Raw genomic sequence first — 16,047 nt, forward strand, 5'->3', positions numbered from 1 at the left:
ACTGTTTGACTGTTTCTGACCGTTGCTTTATAATACCCTCTCGGCAGGCTTATCTGTCTGCCGTTCAGCCGGAGGGGTGGCCGAGTGGTCGAAGGCGGGCGACTCGAAATCGTCTTAGCGGTGATGAATCGTTACGTGGGTTCAAATCCCACCCTCTCCGCCATATAAAAAACAACCGTCCTGCAGGACGGTTTTATTTTGCAAATTTAACTACCGTAACTCCGTATCCGCCTTCGTGCGGACCTCCGAGATTGTGTTCCGCAACGTAAGGAATCTGTTTGCATAAATTCTGAACGGCACGGCGGAGTATTCCTTCCCCCCTGCCGTGTATTATCGTCACCGTATCGTAACCTGCCCTGTACGCGCGGTCAAGATACTGCTCAACAACAGGAAGCGCTTCGTCTACCGTCATATGCCGCACCATAATCGAACTCGGCACGTTTACGGGACGTTCCACCTTAATTTTAACTTCCGAAGACTGCATTTTCTCGCTGCGTTTTTTCACAAATTCCAGCTTTGAAAGCGGAACCTCAAGCTGTGCGGAACCTGCCTGAAGCAGAGCCTTTTTGCCGCGAAGCTCCAGTACTGCCGCTTCGCTGTTCGTTCCTATCAGCCGAACAGTGTCGCCCTCTTCAAGTTTGCGGTTTTCCGCCGTTACGGATTTTTTTGCCGTTTTTTTCTCTTCTCTTTTTTCAGCGGAAACAGTGATTTTTGAGAAATGACTGCGTTTTTTCTCAAGCTCTCGCCTTGCCGCGGACTCGCTCTCCGCCGCTTCAAGATTTTTTATCAGCGAACGCGCGGAATCTTCCGCGTTGCGTATTATGTTCTGCGCTTTTTTGTCAGCGCTTGCAAGCAGTTCTTCGCGTTTCTCGTCCAGCTGCCTGACTTTGTTTTCATAATCCAGCTTAAGGGCTTCGGCTTTCTTTCTGTTCGTTTCAAGCAGACTGTTTTCCCTGTCAAGCTGCGAACGTTTTCTGTGCAGTTCGGAAACGATGGCTTCCATAGACACTTCCCTGCTGCTTATCGCGGTTTCGGCACGGCTGATTATGTCCTGCGGCATGCCGAGTTTGGAGGCAATAAGCAGGGCGTTGCTCTGACCGGGTATTCCCATAATTATTCTGTACGTCGGAGACAGCGTTTCAACGTCAAATTCAACGCTTGCCGTTTCTATTCCGGGCGTTGACGTGGCGTAATGTTTTATCGGATTGTGATGTGTGGTCGCCAGTACCAAAGCACCGTTTTTCAGAAGCCAGTCAAGAATAGCTATACCCAGCGCCGCTCCCTCGTCGGGATCTGTACCTGCTCCCAACTCGTCAAGCAGAACCAGCGATTTGTTTCCGGCTGAAGATATAATTCCTGTAATGTTTTTGACATGGGCGCTGAAGGTTGAAAGAGACTGCTCTATACTCTGTTCGTCGCCAATGTCTGCGCTCAGACGGTCAAAGCTGCCTATAACCGTGCCCTCCGCGGCAGGCAGCGGGCAGCCGTACCACGCAAGCAGAACGGACACTCCGGCAGTTTTGAGTGCAACTGTTTTGCCGCCGGTATTCGGTCCGGTAATTACCAGCGTTTTAAATTTGTCCCCGCATTCAATATCCACAGGCACGGCGCGTCTGCCAAGCAGCGGGTGCCTCGTCTGTACGAACCTGAACATTGTTTTTTCAGACAGTTTGGGCATGTGCCAGCTGTCTGCACGCATTATTTCAGAAAGCGCGTAAAGGAAATCCACCCTGCCCATCACTTCTTCGGCAGTCTGAATACTTTTGCGTCTTGCAAGCAGTTTCTCCGTAAGCCCGCGAAGTATTTTCAGCTCTTCGTGCTGCTCAACGCCGCGTCTGTCGCTGAAATTGTTGTTCAGCCTGACAAGCGAGTGCGGTTCCATATAGACACTGTTTCCGGAGCCTGAGCGGTCAACTGCTATGCCGGGAAATTTATTGATCGCGTCCTGCCTGACAAGAAAAGCATGCCTTGAATTGCGCAGCACAAGCATACGCTCCTGAAGCATGGATACGAGCGAGGCATCGTTAAGATACGCTCTGCTTTTCGCCTTAATCTGCTCGCGAAGCAGACGCATTTCCTCCCGCACCGATTTAAGTTTCGGAGAGGCGGAGTCATACAATTTGCCGTCTTCGTCAAGCACGGACAGCATTTCAGTTTCTTCGGAGAAATCGCGCAGATATTTTGCAAGAAGCTCAAAAGAAGGATATTCCGTGCTGCTGTTTAAAAGTGTCTGGCGGAGTTCGAGAGCCGTTTTCAGCAGAAGCCTGATTTTTACAAGCTCCGCTCCGGTAAGCAGCCCTGTTTCAAGCGCTGAGGCAAGCAGCCCGTCAACCGGCGCAAGACCGGAATTCCACGGCAGTTCCCCGCTGCTGTCGCGAAAATTTTCAATTTCGGCAAACAGCCTGTGACGCTTTTGCAGTTCATCAAGGTCAGACGCAGGCTGAAGCTTTAAGGCATAGGAAACGCCAAGCTCGCTTCTTGATTTTGAAGCAAGCAGCGACAATATTTTCTCTATTTCAAGATGTTTCAGGACGTTGCGGTCGGCAAACATTGCAGGCGTTTAGCGCGGACCTTTGCCGCCGGTACGGTACGGGCGGAGAATCTGCTCAAGCGTTCCGTCAGGCAGCTGCTCGGCATGGGCGCAAAGTTCGTTGCTGACAAGAAACTTCCGCACGCTGCTCCAGTGTCTTCCCGCATAGCGCAGTAAATCACTGTTCGTCATCCATGTAGGACTGCATACAGGCGTGAGCAGAAAACCGGCTATTATAAAGCAGTACAACACTGCAACCGATTTGAAAATGCCGGAGCATACACCGAGAAGCGTATCCAGGAAGCCGAGTTTGACGGCGGAAAGTATACTCTTCATCAGACGGCGCAAAACGGCAGCCAGAAGCACGACCGCAAGCCATATACAGACCGCGGCAAGCAGCTGCGCGACACAGCCGTTAATTCCGGCGGAACTGCTGAAAACAGAGGCAAGCGAAGCCGAATATTTGAAAGACAGGAAAAAAGCGAGAACAAAACCGGCAAGAGATATACATTCACCGGCGAACCCGCGCATACAGCCGCGTACTGTAAACCACACGGCAAGCAGCGCAAAGAAAATATCAATAGGGTGAAAGCCGAACAAATCAGCCCTGCTTTCTCTCTGAAGGGATTTTTGAAGAGGCGTCGCTGATTTTTATTTCAAGCTTGTCAAGCCTGTTCATAACTGTAATCAGCGAAAGGAAAAGGCGCTCGTCCTGCGTCATGTTCGCAGGAAAAGAGTCTACAAGTGTTTGTATTTTCTGCACTATACGGGCAAGACGCTCTTTGTCCATAGGGGTGGCAAGCGTGTACTGGTGTACCCCTATAAAGAACGAGTAATGCCCCGGCGCCGTTTCCCTGATTTCTCCAAATTTACCCATATTTTAGTCGTCCATAAGCCTCAGCTGTTTCGGAAAACCGTCTTCTTCGGGAAGTTTGTCCTCAGCTTTGGGGGCTTCCTCAGCTTCAATTTTGGAAGCTTTCTCAGCTTCCATGGCGGCTTTTCTCTGCTGCATGGCGCGTACTCTGGCAAGAAGCCCTCCCGCTCTCTTTTCATAAGTTTCTGCCGCTTCAATGCTTGCGTTGACCTTAACTGAATTACTCTGGATTTCCTGCTGAAGCTGCGCAATTTCCTGATTTCTGTCGTCAAGCGTATTCTTGAGACCGTTAATGTCGCTTTTCAGCTGAGTGTTTTCTGCAAGGAGCGTATCGATGAAATTTCCCATTTCATCGATTGCTTTTTCAAGAGCGTCAAAATTTTCCATCATGTTATTCACCCCGTTTAAGCATCCCGGACTTCGCCGGAAAGTTTTTTGACAAGTTTGTTAACAATTTGTTTCGTCGCGGTTTCTATCTGCTCTGAAGTCAAAGTACCTTTATCCGAGCCTATCCAGGTACGGAACGTTACGGATTTTTTGCCTTCACCGACCTGCTTGCCGCGGTATTCTTCAACAAACTGCGTACCGCGCACAAGCTCAACCTTTTCCACGAAGCCGCGGATCTGCTCCCATGTTACGGCTTCGTCAAAAATAACGGAAAGGTCAAAATCTGCAAGCGGATATTCCGGCAGATGAGTAAACTCGTTCTGGCGCGATGCAAGAGGCTGCAGTTTTTCAACATTCAGTTCAAAAATTACGGCAAGAGCGCGTTTGATTCCGGCAGCCTTCGCCGCTTTCTGCGACACAAGTCCGATGCAGCCGATTACGTCTTTGTCTGCCATGACGTTCAGCCAGAGCTTATCCTCCGCCCACACAGGCTTTTCTGCCTGCGCAAACGAAAACTGCTCCACCTGAACGTAACGGTGCATGTATTCCATAATTCCCTTTGCTTCGCGGAACATAAGGCGCGGATCACTGCCAACAAACGCTCCGGCGACGTGTCTTTCCATCGTCGGAAGCTTTTCTGCTTCTGAATTTACGCTGTGATAATCCCTGTTGAAGAATACAGGCGTAAGCTCAAACAGCTTAAACTCGTCAAAGTAGCGCAGGTTGTTCGCAACAGCCATAAGAATCCCGGGGACAAGCGTCGAACGCAGATTTGCCTGTTCAGGAGACGGCGGCGTTGACAGTCTGAGCATGCTGTCCTTGTCAACTCCGGCAGCGTTCACGTACATATCTTCAATCCAGGGATAGGTAAATATTTCCTGCATCCCGCAGCGGAAGGCCAGATACTCGCGCAGGACTCTTTCCGTGTCAAATTTTCTCTGATTTACGGCCTTGTCAAGCGTAATCACCGGCGGCACGAAATCAAAGTTTTCATAGCCTATAAGACGCGCGATTTCTTCAAGAATATCGTCAGGAAGCGAAATATCGCCTGTTGAACGCCAGGTAGGCGCTGTTACCTCGTAGCAGCCTTCTTTTTCTTCCGTCACGAAACCGAGTCTTGATAGCGTTTCCGCTACCTGACCTTTTTTCAGTTCGCTGCCGAGCCTTCTGTTAAGCCAGCCGGCGTCAACGCTGACCTTTGCCGGTGCGAGAGGCGCCGGATAATTGTCAGCGCAGCCTGAAAGCACGCAGTCAGGGAAATATTTTTTAAACATACGGACAGCGACTGAAACCGCACTGTCAACACGCTGCGGGTCAATACCCTTTTCGTAGCGCGAAGAAGCTTCGGTTCTTATGCCGAAACGCTGTGTCGTTTTTCTGACGGAAAGCGCGTTGAAATTTGCGATTTCCATAATTATTTCAGTAGTTTCGGGCAGGATTGAATCAAGTTTTCCGCCCATAATGCCCGCAAGGGCGACAGGCGCTTTGTCATCGGCAATAACGAGGTCCTGATTTGTCAGGTCAAGCACCGTGTCGTCAAGAAGCTGCAATTTTTCGCCCTCTTTTGCGCAGCGCACTGTTATTGCGCCGCTTATATGACTGCGGTCAAATCCGTGCGTAGGCTGACCTGTGGCAAGCATAACGTAATTCGTGATGTCAACGATGAGATTTATCGGACGCATACCGACACGCCATATAAGGCTCTTCAGTTCAAACGGCGATTCAACGCTCTTTACGTTCTTGATTACAAGTCCGGTATAGCGCGGGCAGAGCGCCGCGTTTTCAATTTTGGCCTCAAGCCCGTCAGAAAACGAAGGAAGTTCGACTTCCTCAAGCGGCTTCAGTTCACGGCCGTAAATTGCGGCAAGTTCCCTTGCCATTCCGTAATGTCCCCAAAGGTCGGGGCGGTTTGTCATGGATTTGTTGTCAATGTCAATAATAACGTCGTTCAGGCCGAGAGCTTCCGCCACAGGCGTTCCCGGCTTCGCTCCGAACGCGGTGAGGTCAATGATTTCAGCATGCTGCGTCGCGGGGAAAAGGTCTCCCAAACCTACCTCGTCAGACGCGCAGATCATGCCGTAACTCATTACACCCCTGAGCTTCGCAGGCTTGATTTCAACAGGCTCGCCTTCGCCGTGCCACACTACCCAGGCGCCCGGCTTCGCAACGCATACGAGCATGCCCGGCTCAAGATTTATGCCGCCGCAGACTATTTCATTCGGCTCCGCGTCGCCGAGGTCAACACTGCAGATACGCAGTTTATCGGCGTTCGGGTGCGGAGAGACAGAAAGAATTTTGCCTATGCAGAGCCCTCTCAGCGAAGCGCCGATATCAAACGCTTCCTCAACCTCAACCGTACACATCGTAAGGTCGTAGGCAAGCTTCTCCATCGTGAGATCTTCGGGAAGATCAACGTATTTTTTTATCCAGTTAAGTGAAAGTTTCATAGCAAGATCCCCCTATTTGAACTGATTAAGGAAACGAAGGTCAGCGCTGTGGAAAAGCCTTACGTCGTCAACGCCGTAGCGCATCATTACAAGTCTGTCGAGACCGATATTGATATAAAAACCCGACCAGACGGCGGGGTCAAGCCCTGCTGCCTTCAAAACGTTCGGGTGCGGCGTGCCTCCGGGCATAACCTCTATCCAGCCTACGTTCTTACAGACCTTGCAGCCTTTTCCGCCGCACACAAGGCAGCGCATGTCAATTTCAAAGCCCGGTTCAACGAACGGGAAAAATCCTGCTCTCATACGCACTTCAACGTCGCGGCCGAACACCTTGTTCAGAATTGTTTTAACAAGCAGCTCGCCGGAAGCGAAAGAGAAATCTTTCTCCACAATCAGCGCTTCGTACTGGAAGAACGCCCTTTCGTGGCGTGCGTCCGTAGTTTCGTTGCGGTACACGCGTCCGGGATAGACAAAACGCGCAGGCGCGCCGTGCTCCTGAAGATAACGGACGCTGCCGCCTGTAAGATGCGGCCTCATACAGAGGCGTTCCGCGCCTTTTCCGCAGTCATGCCCCTCCAGCCAGTAGGTATCCATACTCTCCCTTGCGGGGTGCTCCGGCGGGAAATTAAGATTGTCAAAGGCGTAAAGCTCGCTTGTGATTTCAGGCTCCGAATAAATCTCAAAACCGAGCGAGCGGAAAGCGTCGTTCAAGTCATAGCACATCTGCGTAATCGGATGCAGTGCTCCGGTCTGCGGCATAATTCCCGGCAGGGTAAGATCCACCTCGCCGTCAACCGCGGAAACTTCCTCAAGCAGTTGAGCCCCCCTGTTGTCTATGGCGTCCGAAAGTATCTGCTTAACCTCGTTTGACGCCTGTCCGAGCGTTTTGCGCAGCTCCGGCGTAACCTTGCCGAGATTTTTCATAATCTCGGTAAGCTCACCCTTGCGCCCCAAAAGACGCGAATGAACAAGCTGCAGTTCGTCCGACAGTTTTGTACCCTTAATTTTTTCAAGACCTTCCTGCTTAATGCGCTCCAGTCTTGTAATCAGTTCTTCAGCAAGCGCTCTTGCTTCGCTGTTCTCGTCCATGGTTTATCCTCCCAAACCTGCCTGAGCAGATAATATACACAATGACTGCATTGTCTATTTTACAGCATATCTTCAGTTTTGAGAAATAATTTGAACAATTTTTACAAAATTTCCCAAAACTTTTGAAAACTTTTTGGAAATTTTTTATTTCTTTTTCATTTCTGCCCCTGTTACAAATTTCTTATTCCATGAACATTACAGTACAGAGAGTGACGGGGAACAGAATTGTTTTTTTTAATTCTGTTCCGGCTCGGTGGTTTTGAAACGTTGGGAGGGCTTAGCAGAGTCTGCAGTTCCTTTCGTTTCCTGCTAAAGCTTCCGGGTTTTGCCACTTTTACGCATTACGTAATGCGGTTTCCGGTTCTGATAAGCCCGCTGCTTCATAGGCTATGTCAAGGAAAACTTCGGTAACTGCTGCCGGCGGCAGCGGGTTTCCGGCGCAGATACGCGGTCCTCTTTCAGTATTCCGGATTCTGTAATACGCCTGCGCAGGCGGACGAATAACAGTTTTTGTGTGTTATCCGTTAATGTTGTTGTACCAAAATTCTGCTGTCGGCTGTCATTTGACGGCTGTCGGCAAAAGTATTCAAAAAACAAAGCGGGGGACTGTTTCAGTCCCCCGCTTTTTGTTATTCTCGTACGCTCCGGCGCAGGAAAACTTACGGAACATTTGCAAAATGGCAAAATTTCCGGCTTTTCTTGCTGCGCTATACCGTTTCTCCACAAAAAAACGGTATTCCTTAAGAATACCGTTACGCCGGGCTTATTTTTAGAGAGCCGCTTTTGCTTTTTCGACAAGCTGCGCAAAAGCCTGGCTGTCGTTGATTGCAAGTTCTGCAAGCATTTTGCGGTTGATGGTGATGTTTGCTTTTTTAAGTCCGTTGATAAGTGAACTGTAGGACATTCCGTTCGCACGGGCTGCTGCGTTGACACGCATAATCCAAAGCTTGCGGAAATCGCGTTTTTTCTGTTTGCGTCCTGCGAAGGACGTTGTAAGTGCATGCAGGTAGGCTTCACGGGCGCGGCGGTACACATTTTTCTTGCGTCCCCAGAAACCTTTGGTGATTGAATAAAGTTTTTTATGTTTATTGCGGCTTGCGCTTGATCCTCTTACTCTCATAGCTGGTCACTCCTTAATTTGTCTGTATGTTGTCCGCTCAGAACTTATGCGTACGGAAGTACTTTTTTGACGTGGGCTTTTGTGGCTGTCGTCAGTACGCCGAGCTGTTTAAGCGTACGGAGTCTCTTCGCGTTTTTGCAGGAGAGTTTGTGAGCGTGTCCGCATTTCTTGTAGACAACTTTTCCCGTAGGTGTGATGTGGAAACGTTTCTTTGTTGCTGAATGTGTTTTCATTTTCGGCATTGCAAGTTCCTCCTTGATTATTGCACGCGGCAATTAATTTTCTGTATTTTCGGTTTCTGTTTCCTGTTCCGTTTCCCTGCGTTTTTCAGGCTTCGGTTTCTTGGGCATTTCCGAGGCGGAAAGCGGCGCAAGCATGAGTCTCATGTACGAACCTTCCATGCGCGGCGGCGTTTCAACCTTGCCGCAGTCTTTGACTTCTTCAACAACTCTGTTGAGGACGTCTCTGCCTCTGTCAAGGAATGCCATTTCCCTTCCCCTGAAGAATACCGACGCTTTAACGCGGTGTCCCGACTGCAGGAAATTTTTCAGGGCTTTTACCTTGAAATCGTAGTCGTGCTGGTCGATTTTCGGACGCATTTTAATTTCTTTAACAGCCTGCGTCTTCTGTTTTTTGCGGGCGTCTTTGTCTCTCTTCTGCTGCTGGAAACGGTATTTTCCGTAATTCAGTATGCGGCACACGGGCGGTTTGCCCTGAGGCGCCACTTCAACAAGATCAAGACCTGCTTCTTCGGCAAGCGCGAGCGCTTCAGCTGTCTTAACCACCCCGCGTTTGGAATTTTCCGCGTCTATAAGCAGAACTTCAGGTACGGTGATTTCTTCGTTCACGCGCGGTTCTTCAATTTTGTTGGTTGCTATGGCATTACACCTCCATAAAAATCGGCTTGGCGCAGATACGCACCAAGCCGTTAAAAACAGTGTTTTCATGGCAAACCCGGCAACAGGATGAATCGCGGGGTGAGAGGTGCGGCCTCTGCTTAAACCATATTACTTTGTCATTTCCGAACACGGGGCATTATAGCACCCGTTTCTGAATATTGCAAGCACTATTTTTTATCGCAGCCGGTTTTGTTGACAGGATCGAATTCTTCTCCAAGTTTTTCAAGCAGCTGTTCAAGGTACATTGAGCCGAGATCGCCTTTTACCCTGTCGCGCACCGCGACTGTTCCTTCTTCTTTTTCTTTGGCGCCGATAACGATCATGTACGGCGTTTTCTGCATCTGCGCGTCGCGGATCTTTTTGCCGAGTTTCTCGTCGCGCGTGTCTATTTCTACGCGAAGGTCAGCGGCTTTAAGTTTTGCGCATACCTCCTGGGCGTAATCAATGTAGTCTTCGGCAACGGGCAGAACCTTGAGCTGTACAGGTGCAAGCCAGTACGGGAACGCGCCCGCGTAGTTTTCAATAAGTATGCCCATAAATCTTTCAAGGCTGCCGAGTATCGTTCTGTGAAGCATGACCGGACGGTGTTCGTCTCCGTCTTTGCCGACGTAGCTCATGTCAAATTTTTCAGGCATCTGGAAGTCAAGCTGTATCGTTCCGCACTGCCATGTACGGCCGAGGCAGTCTTCAAGATGGAAGTCAATCTTCGGACCGTAGAACGCACCGTCGCCCGGGTTGAGTTTGTAAGGCGTTCCGGTTTCTTCAAGCGCTTCTTTGAGCCTCTGTTCCGCCAGTTCCCAAAGAGCGTCGTCGCCCATTGAGTTTTCGGGACGCGTTGAAAGCTCAACGAAATATTTGAAGCCGAAAACGTCTGTATAGACGTAATCGTCAAGCGCCATTATCGCTTTGATTTCGTCCTTAATCTGATCCGGCGTGCAGTAGACGTGCGCGTCGTCCTGCGTGAACGCGCGGACGCGCATCAGTCCGTGCAGCGCTCCCGAACGCTCGTGGCGGTGTACGAAACCGAGTTCGCCCATGCGTATCGGAAGGTCTCTGTAGCTGCGCAGCGAGCTCTTGTAGACAAGTATGCCTCCAGGGCAGTTCATCGGTTTGATTGCGTAAGGAGCGTCGTCTATCGTCGTGAAGTACATGTTTTCTTTGTAGTGATCCCAGTGTCCCGAACGTATCCAAAGAGACCGGTCAAGAATCATCGGCGTTTTGATTTCAACGTATCCGCGGCGTCTGTGTTCCTTGCGCCAAAATTCTATAAGCTTGGTCATAATGACCATGCCCTTCGGGTGGAAGAACGGGAAGCCCGGACCTTCCTCGTGAAGGCTGAACAGGTCAAGTTCTTTGCCGAGTTTGCGGTGGTCTCTGGCTTTCGCTTCTTCAAGGCGGCGCAGATATTCTTTCAGTTCATCTTCGGTGCCGAACGCCGTGCCGTAGATACGCGTAAGCATTTCGTTCTTTTCGTCTCCGTGCCAGTATGCACCGGCAAGGGAAAGAAGCTTGAAAAATTTGCAGCAGCCTGTGTCAGGAACGTGCGGGCCCCTGCAGAAATCGGTGAAATCGCCCTGATGATAGACCGAAAGCGTTTCGCCGTCAGGAATTGCTTCAATAAGCTCTGCTTTTAGGTCTTCGCCTTTGCCGTTGAACAGCGCAAGCGCAGCTTCCTTGCTCAATTCTTCGCGAATCATCGGAACCTTGTCCTGCGCTATGCGGCGCATTTCGGCTTCTATTGCCGGCAGGTCTTCGTCCGAAATCGGTTTCGGGAAACGCACATCATAATAGAAACCGTCCTTGATTGACGGACCTATGCCGAATTTTGCATCGGGATAAAGTCTCATTATGGCGTTTGCCATAAGATGCGCCGTTGAGTGGCGGAGCAGATTGAGCCCTTCTTCGTTGTCGGCATACAGAATTTCAAATTCTGTATCCGCGTTGAAGCGTTTGTCAGCGTCAACTATTTCTCCGCCAACCTTCGCGCCTATTGCCTTTTTGATGTGCAGAGCGGCAATCAGTTCCCGTACCGAAACTGATTCAGCTTCGTATTTCTTGCCTTCATTCGTTGTAAAAACTGCCATATCCATACCTCCGGTATAATGATTTACATATTACAAAAAATTATGCCGCCTCCTGCAAAGGAGGCGGCTTTTGTCCGCGGTTCCACTCCCGTTCAGCCGCCTGCGCGGCCCTTTTGAACGCTGTAAAGGGCGTATCCCTGACACCTTATCATCTCTGCTTCGGCGTCCGCTCAAGGGTGGTTTTCAAAACGCCCGCAACGGAAAACTTTCAGCTTACGTTCTCCTCTCTGCAGATGCGCCTGCGCTTCTACTCTTCCCTCTCATCGCATTGATAATTCTATACTGACTGCAATTTTTGTCAAGCGGTTAATGCTTTTCCAAAAAATACATTGCCCCCTGGTCAAAGAACACAGGTCTTTTTATAACGCTGTACCTTTCATGCTCAGGCATGTACTGAAGATAGTTGTTCAGCACGGCATCCGTATTAAACGGCGAAAAATGCGTAATGCATATAACAAGCCTGTTAACAGGATTGCACTCTCTCATGCGCTCCGGCGCAAAACGCGTCATGTCAAACCAGATAAGGCTCTTAAAACGCGACACTTCAAACAGCGAGCAGAGCAGCAAATCCCTTTCCTGCAGCCAAATGCAGTCCGCATCGCTGAATATTTGGGAAAGCTCGTAAGTTTCCCTGTCAGCCCTGTACAGATAATGACGGTTCCAGTCCGTAAAACAGAAGCTTCCGGTTATTACAAGCAAGGCACATGCGGCAATCGCGTATTTTCTGATTCCGTCTTTCGTTAAACACCCTATTCCTTCAAACACCAGACTGAGCGTTGCGGCGAAAAGCACAGGGATTATCATGTGAATATAACGCCCGTCGTTCACCCAGTCAGAAAACGGCACGGTCTTTGCCACAAACAAGACAAAAAGCGCGCACGGGATAAAAATCAACGCATAGCGGCTGCATGCCGCGTTATTTTCAGCTTCGTTTCCGTCAGGCTTTTTGTTGCCAAACATTTTGCGCACTGCAAGATAAACCGCAAAAGCGGCAAAGACAAAGAACAGTCCGCCGAACAGCTGCTTATTGACTATACCCAGATACAGGCTGAGCCTTTGCGAATAACTGACCGCCGAGCCTGACAGATTGCTCAGCGTATCCATGCCGCGGACACGGTGGAACAGATGATCGTACATCGCGGGGAACGTCGCAAAAGCGCAGCTACCGGCAAGGAACTGCACGGCGCTGAATCTCAGCGCGTCGTAATATTTTCTGCCGCGCAGCAGCAGACAGAAAAACACGAATGAAATCAGAACGTCATACACCGCAAAATGATAGTGTGTCAGAGTTCCGAAATACGTCACAAAAAACAGCGGAATACACGACTTAAACGTAATATCCCTGTCGTAAAGCTTGGCAATAAGATACGTCAGAAGCATCACCCAGAACATTGCCGTAACGTACATTCTGAGAAAAGCAGTTGCGTTCAGCATTGACGAAGACAGAACAAACGCCAGCGACACGGCGCTGACGATAAAATCATCGTTCGTAAGAAGCCTTACAAGCCTGCGCAAAAGGAAAAGGATACACAGAGCGAACAGTATATTTATAATTCCTGCAAACCACATTGAAAAAACACCGGGGAAGAATGAACAGACCGTATGAAGCAGAAGATAATAAAACGGCGGATGAGTGTCCATTTGCTGATTTTTCCACGTGTTGGCATAATTGAACCTCTGATTCGGCAAAACAGCCGTCACCGCGCACAACCCGTTCTCGGACGGTACGTAAAGATACGCGCCCGGAGCTGTAAAATGCTCAATGGACGTATTGCCGTTAGGCAGCAAATGTACTCTTATCGGAGTATTCGCAAGACAGTAGGAATACACCTCGTCCAAATGCAGAAGCAGTTTGTTTGAAATCATACACAGCATAAGGACAAAAAACAGCCCGTAAAGCAACACCGCTCCGAAATGTTTTTTAGATACAGCCTCTTTAATATTTTCAGAAATCATAGTCCCATTGTCCCGTTAAAAATTTATTCTTTCTTCTTAATGATTATATGCTTGTTTAGATGATGTATTTGGGGCTTTGCTCAATTCAGACAATTCTTTCTTTTTGAACACTATCATTTTCTGCCCCAAAAAATTTAGCAGCGCATATAATATATTTCCAACTATAAGCGCAACATTTTCAATGATTTTTATTGTTTCAATTCTTAAGAAATTCCGCAGGGCATAACAGATAACCAAATGAGAAACTTTATAGGCAAGCAGATAGCAAATAAGAATATTTGCAGTATAAGCAATGCTTTCCCTCAAAGTAGTTTTATTGTGTTTCTTAAACGTAATTCGCTTGTGCAGAATATAATTTACCGGCAAAAGACCTATATAGGCTGTCGCAGAGGCTGCCCAGTAAGACAAATGGATTATATTATACGCGACAAATACAACCACATACCCCAAAACAGTATTCAAGGCACCGACAAACATAAATCTTATAAACTCGGCATGACTTTGCTTTAGCATATTTGATTGTATCTGCCTGTACCTTTATATACCTATCCTGTCAAGATAGTAGAGCATCCCCTTAGTTCCCCATTCAAGAAACAGCGGTACTCTGTAGGTTACGTTAAAACCGCGCAGATGCGGCAGAATTTTTTGCATAGTCTCATCTGTGTTATAGCCAGGATTTTGAATACATACGACAAGTTTACTGCCGAAATTTACATTGTCAAGTTTTGTGTAGTCAAAATTCAACGGAAGCCATGTTAGGCTTTTATAACCGGCAAATTCACATTCCTCGCAAAAGTTAATGCCTATTGCTGTAAAGCATATACAGTCCGCGTCCGCGTATGCGTCGCGTATTGACTGGTTCTGCATAAAACCTCTGTAAACAAAGTCCATATCCCAGTTTGTGCAGAAAAAACTGCCTGCAATCACCATAACAGAAAGCAGTATGACTGTGATTTTTGCAGCCTTAGGCTTTGCAAGAACCGTAAGTTTTGTAAAGACAAATGTAAGAACTCCGGCAAGCGAAACCGCAAAAATCGGGTGAAAATATCTGCTAAAGCCTTCCTGGAAGAAATCAACGACTTGAATATGCGCTGTTTTGGAAACAATAAGAAAATAACATACTATGGGTATAAAAATCAAACTACATCGCTTTACTGCCAAGTTTGAAGCATTTTCACCCTGCAAATCTGCCTTTTTCTCAGGCTTGAACTTGTATTCATAAATACAGAGCACTATCGCTAAAATGACGAACACAATCAGCATACCGCCGAAAAGTTCGTTGTTCATAATTTTTCCGCAACGAAGAAGCCTTGCTGAATAGTCTGTTGCACTTCCTGCGTTTGACAGAGACTCAACTGCACGAGAACTGTGGAACAAATGCTTTATCACACTCGGATAAATCAACAGCATTGTCACCGCAGCAAACAACTGTGCAGAGCAAAACTTCGCTAAACTCTTATATTCGCGGTCAAGCAGCAGCTGCACGGTATAGACACAAGAAAGCAGAACAGCGTAGAAAGCACAGTAATAGTGGGTCATTGAGCCCAACAGCGTTACGGCGAATATCTGACCGCAGAATTTATTTGTAACCGTTTTTCCCGCCTGTCTTACAAAAAGATACGTATTCAGCGTAATCCAAAACATTGCTGCTGTGTACATTCTGAAGAAAGCGGCTGCATTGCAAAGCGCGGACGAACAGGCGACCACAAGCGAAACTGCGGTGAGAATAAATTTGCTGTCAGTAAAAACACGAACAAAATTCCTGATCACAAACAATATCAGCAGCATAAAACAAATATTTATGCTTCCGGCAAACCACTTGGAAAAAACACCCGGGAAAAATGAGCAGACAAAATGCAGCAGCAACGTATAAAGCGGCGGATGACAGTCATTTACCATATTGTGCCATGCGTTGGCAAAATCAAAACTGTGTCCAAGTTCAACTGACAAAGTTTTAACCATTGTATCGGCATTTGCTGACGGTCCTTTGAAAATATACGCAGCGTCGCCGGAAGGCGTCGGGACCGCGTCTGCATATTTGTTTGCAGTAATATGCATACAGTGCTCGTTAGGATGATAGTAACACTTCTGCGATATAGTAAAAACAAGCAGAGCAAAGAAAAGCAGATATATAAAAACCGCTCCGTAATTTTTTTTTGGTGCAGAGATATTTGTGTTTGTACTTTCAGCAGTCTTTAATTCGCTCATATCTTTCTAGTATTTTTATGGATACTATTTCTTTCCCGTGCTGCCAAACCCGCCTGCAGAGCGCTCTGTTTCCTCAAGTTCGCAGACCGTTTCAAATACTGCTTTCGTTACTTCGGCAAATACCATCTGCGCTATTCTGTCACCAATTTCAATTTTAAAGTCTTCTTTGCCAAGATTGGCAAGAATAACCTTAACTTCTCCGCGGTAGTCGGAATCTATAGTTCCGGGGGAATTCAGCACAGTTATGCCGTGTTTCAACGCAAGTCCGCTTCTCGGACGCACCTGAGCTTCAAAACCGGCAGGAATTTCAAGGAACAGCCCCGTTGAAACGCAGGCACGTTCACCGGCAGGGACGTTAAGCGCTTCGGCAGCCCTTAAATCCATTCCCGCGGAACCTTCTGTTGCGTACTGCGGAAGGACAGTGCCTTCCGCAGTTTTAACTTTTACCGTAAT

The 16,047-nt window shown here is 48.3% G+C and carries 14 protein-coding genes, 1 tRNA gene and 1 other annotated feature; of the genes, 1 reads left to right on the forward strand and 14 read right to left on the reverse strand.

The window, feature by feature from the left end:
• Positions 1–70: 70 nt before the first annotated feature.
• Positions 71–163 (forward strand) — tRNA-Ser (locus tag KBS54_03065).
• A 30-nt stretch (positions 164–193) separates the two neighbouring features.
• Here the strand turns inward: KBS54_03065 and KBS54_03070 are convergent.
• The 14 genes from KBS54_03070 to dut form a co-directional block, all read right to left on the reverse strand.
• A complete protein-coding gene (locus KBS54_03070; protein ID MBQ0055110.1) occupies positions 194–2,551 on the reverse strand; it encodes an endonuclease MutS2 in 2,358 nt (785 codons plus the stop codon).
• Between the two features lie 9 nt (positions 2,552–2,560).
• Entirely contained in the window at positions 2,561–3,130 is a 570-nt protein-coding gene (locus tag KBS54_03075; GenBank protein MBQ0055111.1) for a CvpA family protein, read from the reverse strand.
• A 1-nt stretch (position 3,131) separates the two neighbouring features.
• On the reverse strand, positions 3,132–3,407 hold the full coding sequence (locus KBS54_03080) for a hypothetical protein (GenBank protein MBQ0055112.1): 276 nt from the start codon (positions 3,405–3,407) through the stop codon (positions 3,132–3,134).
• A gap of 3 nt (positions 3,408–3,410) precedes the next feature.
• Positions 3,411–3,794 carry a hypothetical protein gene (locus tag KBS54_03085; GenBank protein ID MBQ0055113.1) on the reverse strand — a complete coding sequence of 128 codons (384 nt, stop codon included), beginning with the start codon at positions 3,792–3,794 and terminating at the stop codon, positions 3,411–3,413.
• Positions 3,795–3,808: 14 nt separating this feature from the next.
• A complete protein-coding gene (locus tag KBS54_03090) occupies positions 3,809–6,238 on the reverse strand; it encodes a phenylalanine--tRNA ligase subunit beta (GenBank protein ID MBQ0055114.1) in 2,430 nt (809 codons plus the stop codon).
• A gap of 12 nt (positions 6,239–6,250) precedes the next feature.
• Complete coding sequence (pheS, locus tag KBS54_03095) at positions 6,251–7,327, reverse strand: phenylalanine--tRNA ligase subunit alpha (GenBank protein ID MBQ0055115.1); 1,077 nt, start codon at positions 7,325–7,327, stop codon at positions 6,251–6,253.
• 769 nt (positions 7,328–8,096) lie between these two features.
• The gene (gene rplT, locus KBS54_03100) at positions 8,097–8,447 is read right to left on the reverse strand and encodes a 50S ribosomal protein L20 (GenBank protein MBQ0055116.1); all 351 of its coding nucleotides are present in this window, start codon (positions 8,445–8,447) and stop codon (positions 8,097–8,099) included.
• Between the two features lie 44 nt (positions 8,448–8,491).
• Complete coding sequence (rpmI, locus tag KBS54_03105; protein ID MBQ0055117.1) at positions 8,492–8,689, reverse strand: 50S ribosomal protein L35; 198 nt, start codon at positions 8,687–8,689, stop codon at positions 8,492–8,494.
• Between the two features lie 33 nt (positions 8,690–8,722).
• Complete coding sequence (infC, locus tag KBS54_03110; protein ID MBQ0055118.1) at positions 8,723–9,394, reverse strand: translation initiation factor IF-3; 672 nt, start codon at positions 9,392–9,394, stop codon at positions 8,723–8,725.
• Positions 9,395–9,513: 119 nt separating this feature from the next.
• Positions 9,514–11,430, reverse strand: a complete 1,917-nt coding sequence (thrS, locus tag KBS54_03115; GenBank protein ID MBQ0055119.1) for a threonine--tRNA ligase — start codon at positions 11,428–11,430, stop codon at positions 9,514–9,516.
• A 56-nt stretch (positions 11,431–11,486) separates the two neighbouring features.
• Positions 11,487–11,703 (reverse strand) — a binding site (T-box leader).
• Between the two features lie 33 nt (positions 11,704–11,736).
• The gene (locus KBS54_03120; protein ID MBQ0055120.1) at positions 11,737–13,305 is read right to left on the reverse strand and encodes a hypothetical protein; all 1,569 of its coding nucleotides are present in this window, start codon (positions 13,303–13,305) and stop codon (positions 11,737–11,739) included.
• A 117-nt stretch (positions 13,306–13,422) separates the two neighbouring features.
• Positions 13,423–13,863 carry a GtrA family protein gene (locus KBS54_03125; GenBank protein MBQ0055121.1) on the reverse strand — a complete coding sequence of 147 codons (441 nt, stop codon included), beginning with the start codon at positions 13,861–13,863 and terminating at the stop codon, positions 13,423–13,425.
• A gap of 60 nt (positions 13,864–13,923) precedes the next feature.
• Complete coding sequence (locus KBS54_03130) at positions 13,924–15,444, reverse strand: hypothetical protein (protein ID MBQ0055122.1); 1,521 nt, start codon at positions 15,442–15,444, stop codon at positions 13,924–13,926.
• Between the two features lie 174 nt (positions 15,445–15,618).
• Entirely contained in the window at positions 15,619–16,047 is a 429-nt protein-coding gene (gene dut, locus KBS54_03135; protein MBQ0055123.1) for a dUTP diphosphatase, read from the reverse strand.

Origin of the sequence: Candidatus Equadaptatus faecalis (assembly GCA_018065065.1) — a bacterium.
GTDB classification, from domain to species: domain Bacteria; phylum Synergistota; class Synergistia; order Synergistales; family Synergistaceae; genus Equadaptatus; species Equadaptatus faecalis.

Bases quoted from the DNA above. Each gene is read 5' to 3' on its own strand.
- KBS54_03120 (MBQ0055120.1), bottom strand. From the start codon at position 13,305: ATGCTGTGTATGATTTCAAACAAACTGCTTCTGCATTTGGACGAGGTG.
- KBS54_03090 (MBQ0055114.1), bottom strand. From the start codon at position 6,238: ATGAAACTTTCACTTAACTGGATAAAAAAATACGTTGATCTTCCCGAA.
- infC (MBQ0055118.1), bottom strand. From the start codon at position 9,394: ATGAAAACACTGTTTTTAACGGCTTGGTGCGTATCTGCGCCAAGCCGA.
- KBS54_03070 (MBQ0055110.1), bottom strand. From the start codon at position 2,551: ATGTTTGCCGACCGCAACGTCCTGAAACATCTTGAAATAGAGAAAATA.
- thrS (MBQ0055119.1), bottom strand. From the start codon at position 11,430: ATGGCAGTTTTTACAACGAATGAAGGCAAGAAATACGAAGCTGAATCA.
- rplT (MBQ0055116.1), bottom strand. From the start codon at position 8,447: ATGAGAGTAAGAGGATCAAGCGCAAGCCGCAATAAACATAAAAAACTT.
- pheS (MBQ0055115.1), bottom strand. From the start codon at position 7,327: ATGGACGAGAACAGCGAAGCAAGAGCGCTTGCTGAAGAACTGATTACA.
- KBS54_03080 (MBQ0055112.1), bottom strand. From the start codon at position 3,407: ATGGGTAAATTTGGAGAAATCAGGGAAACGGCGCCGGGGCATTACTCG.
- KBS54_03125 (MBQ0055121.1), bottom strand. From the start codon at position 13,863: ATGTTTGTCGGTGCCTTGAATACTGTTTTGGGGTATGTGGTTGTATTT.
- KBS54_03085 (MBQ0055113.1), bottom strand. From the start codon at position 3,794: ATGATGGAAAATTTTGACGCTCTTGAAAAAGCAATCGATGAAATGGGA.
- KBS54_03130 (MBQ0055122.1), bottom strand. From the start codon at position 15,444: ATGCATATTACTGCAAACAAATATGCAGACGCGGTCCCGACGCCTTCC.
- rpmI (MBQ0055117.1), bottom strand. From the start codon at position 8,689: ATGCCGAAAATGAAAACACATTCAGCAACAAAGAAACGTTTCCACATC.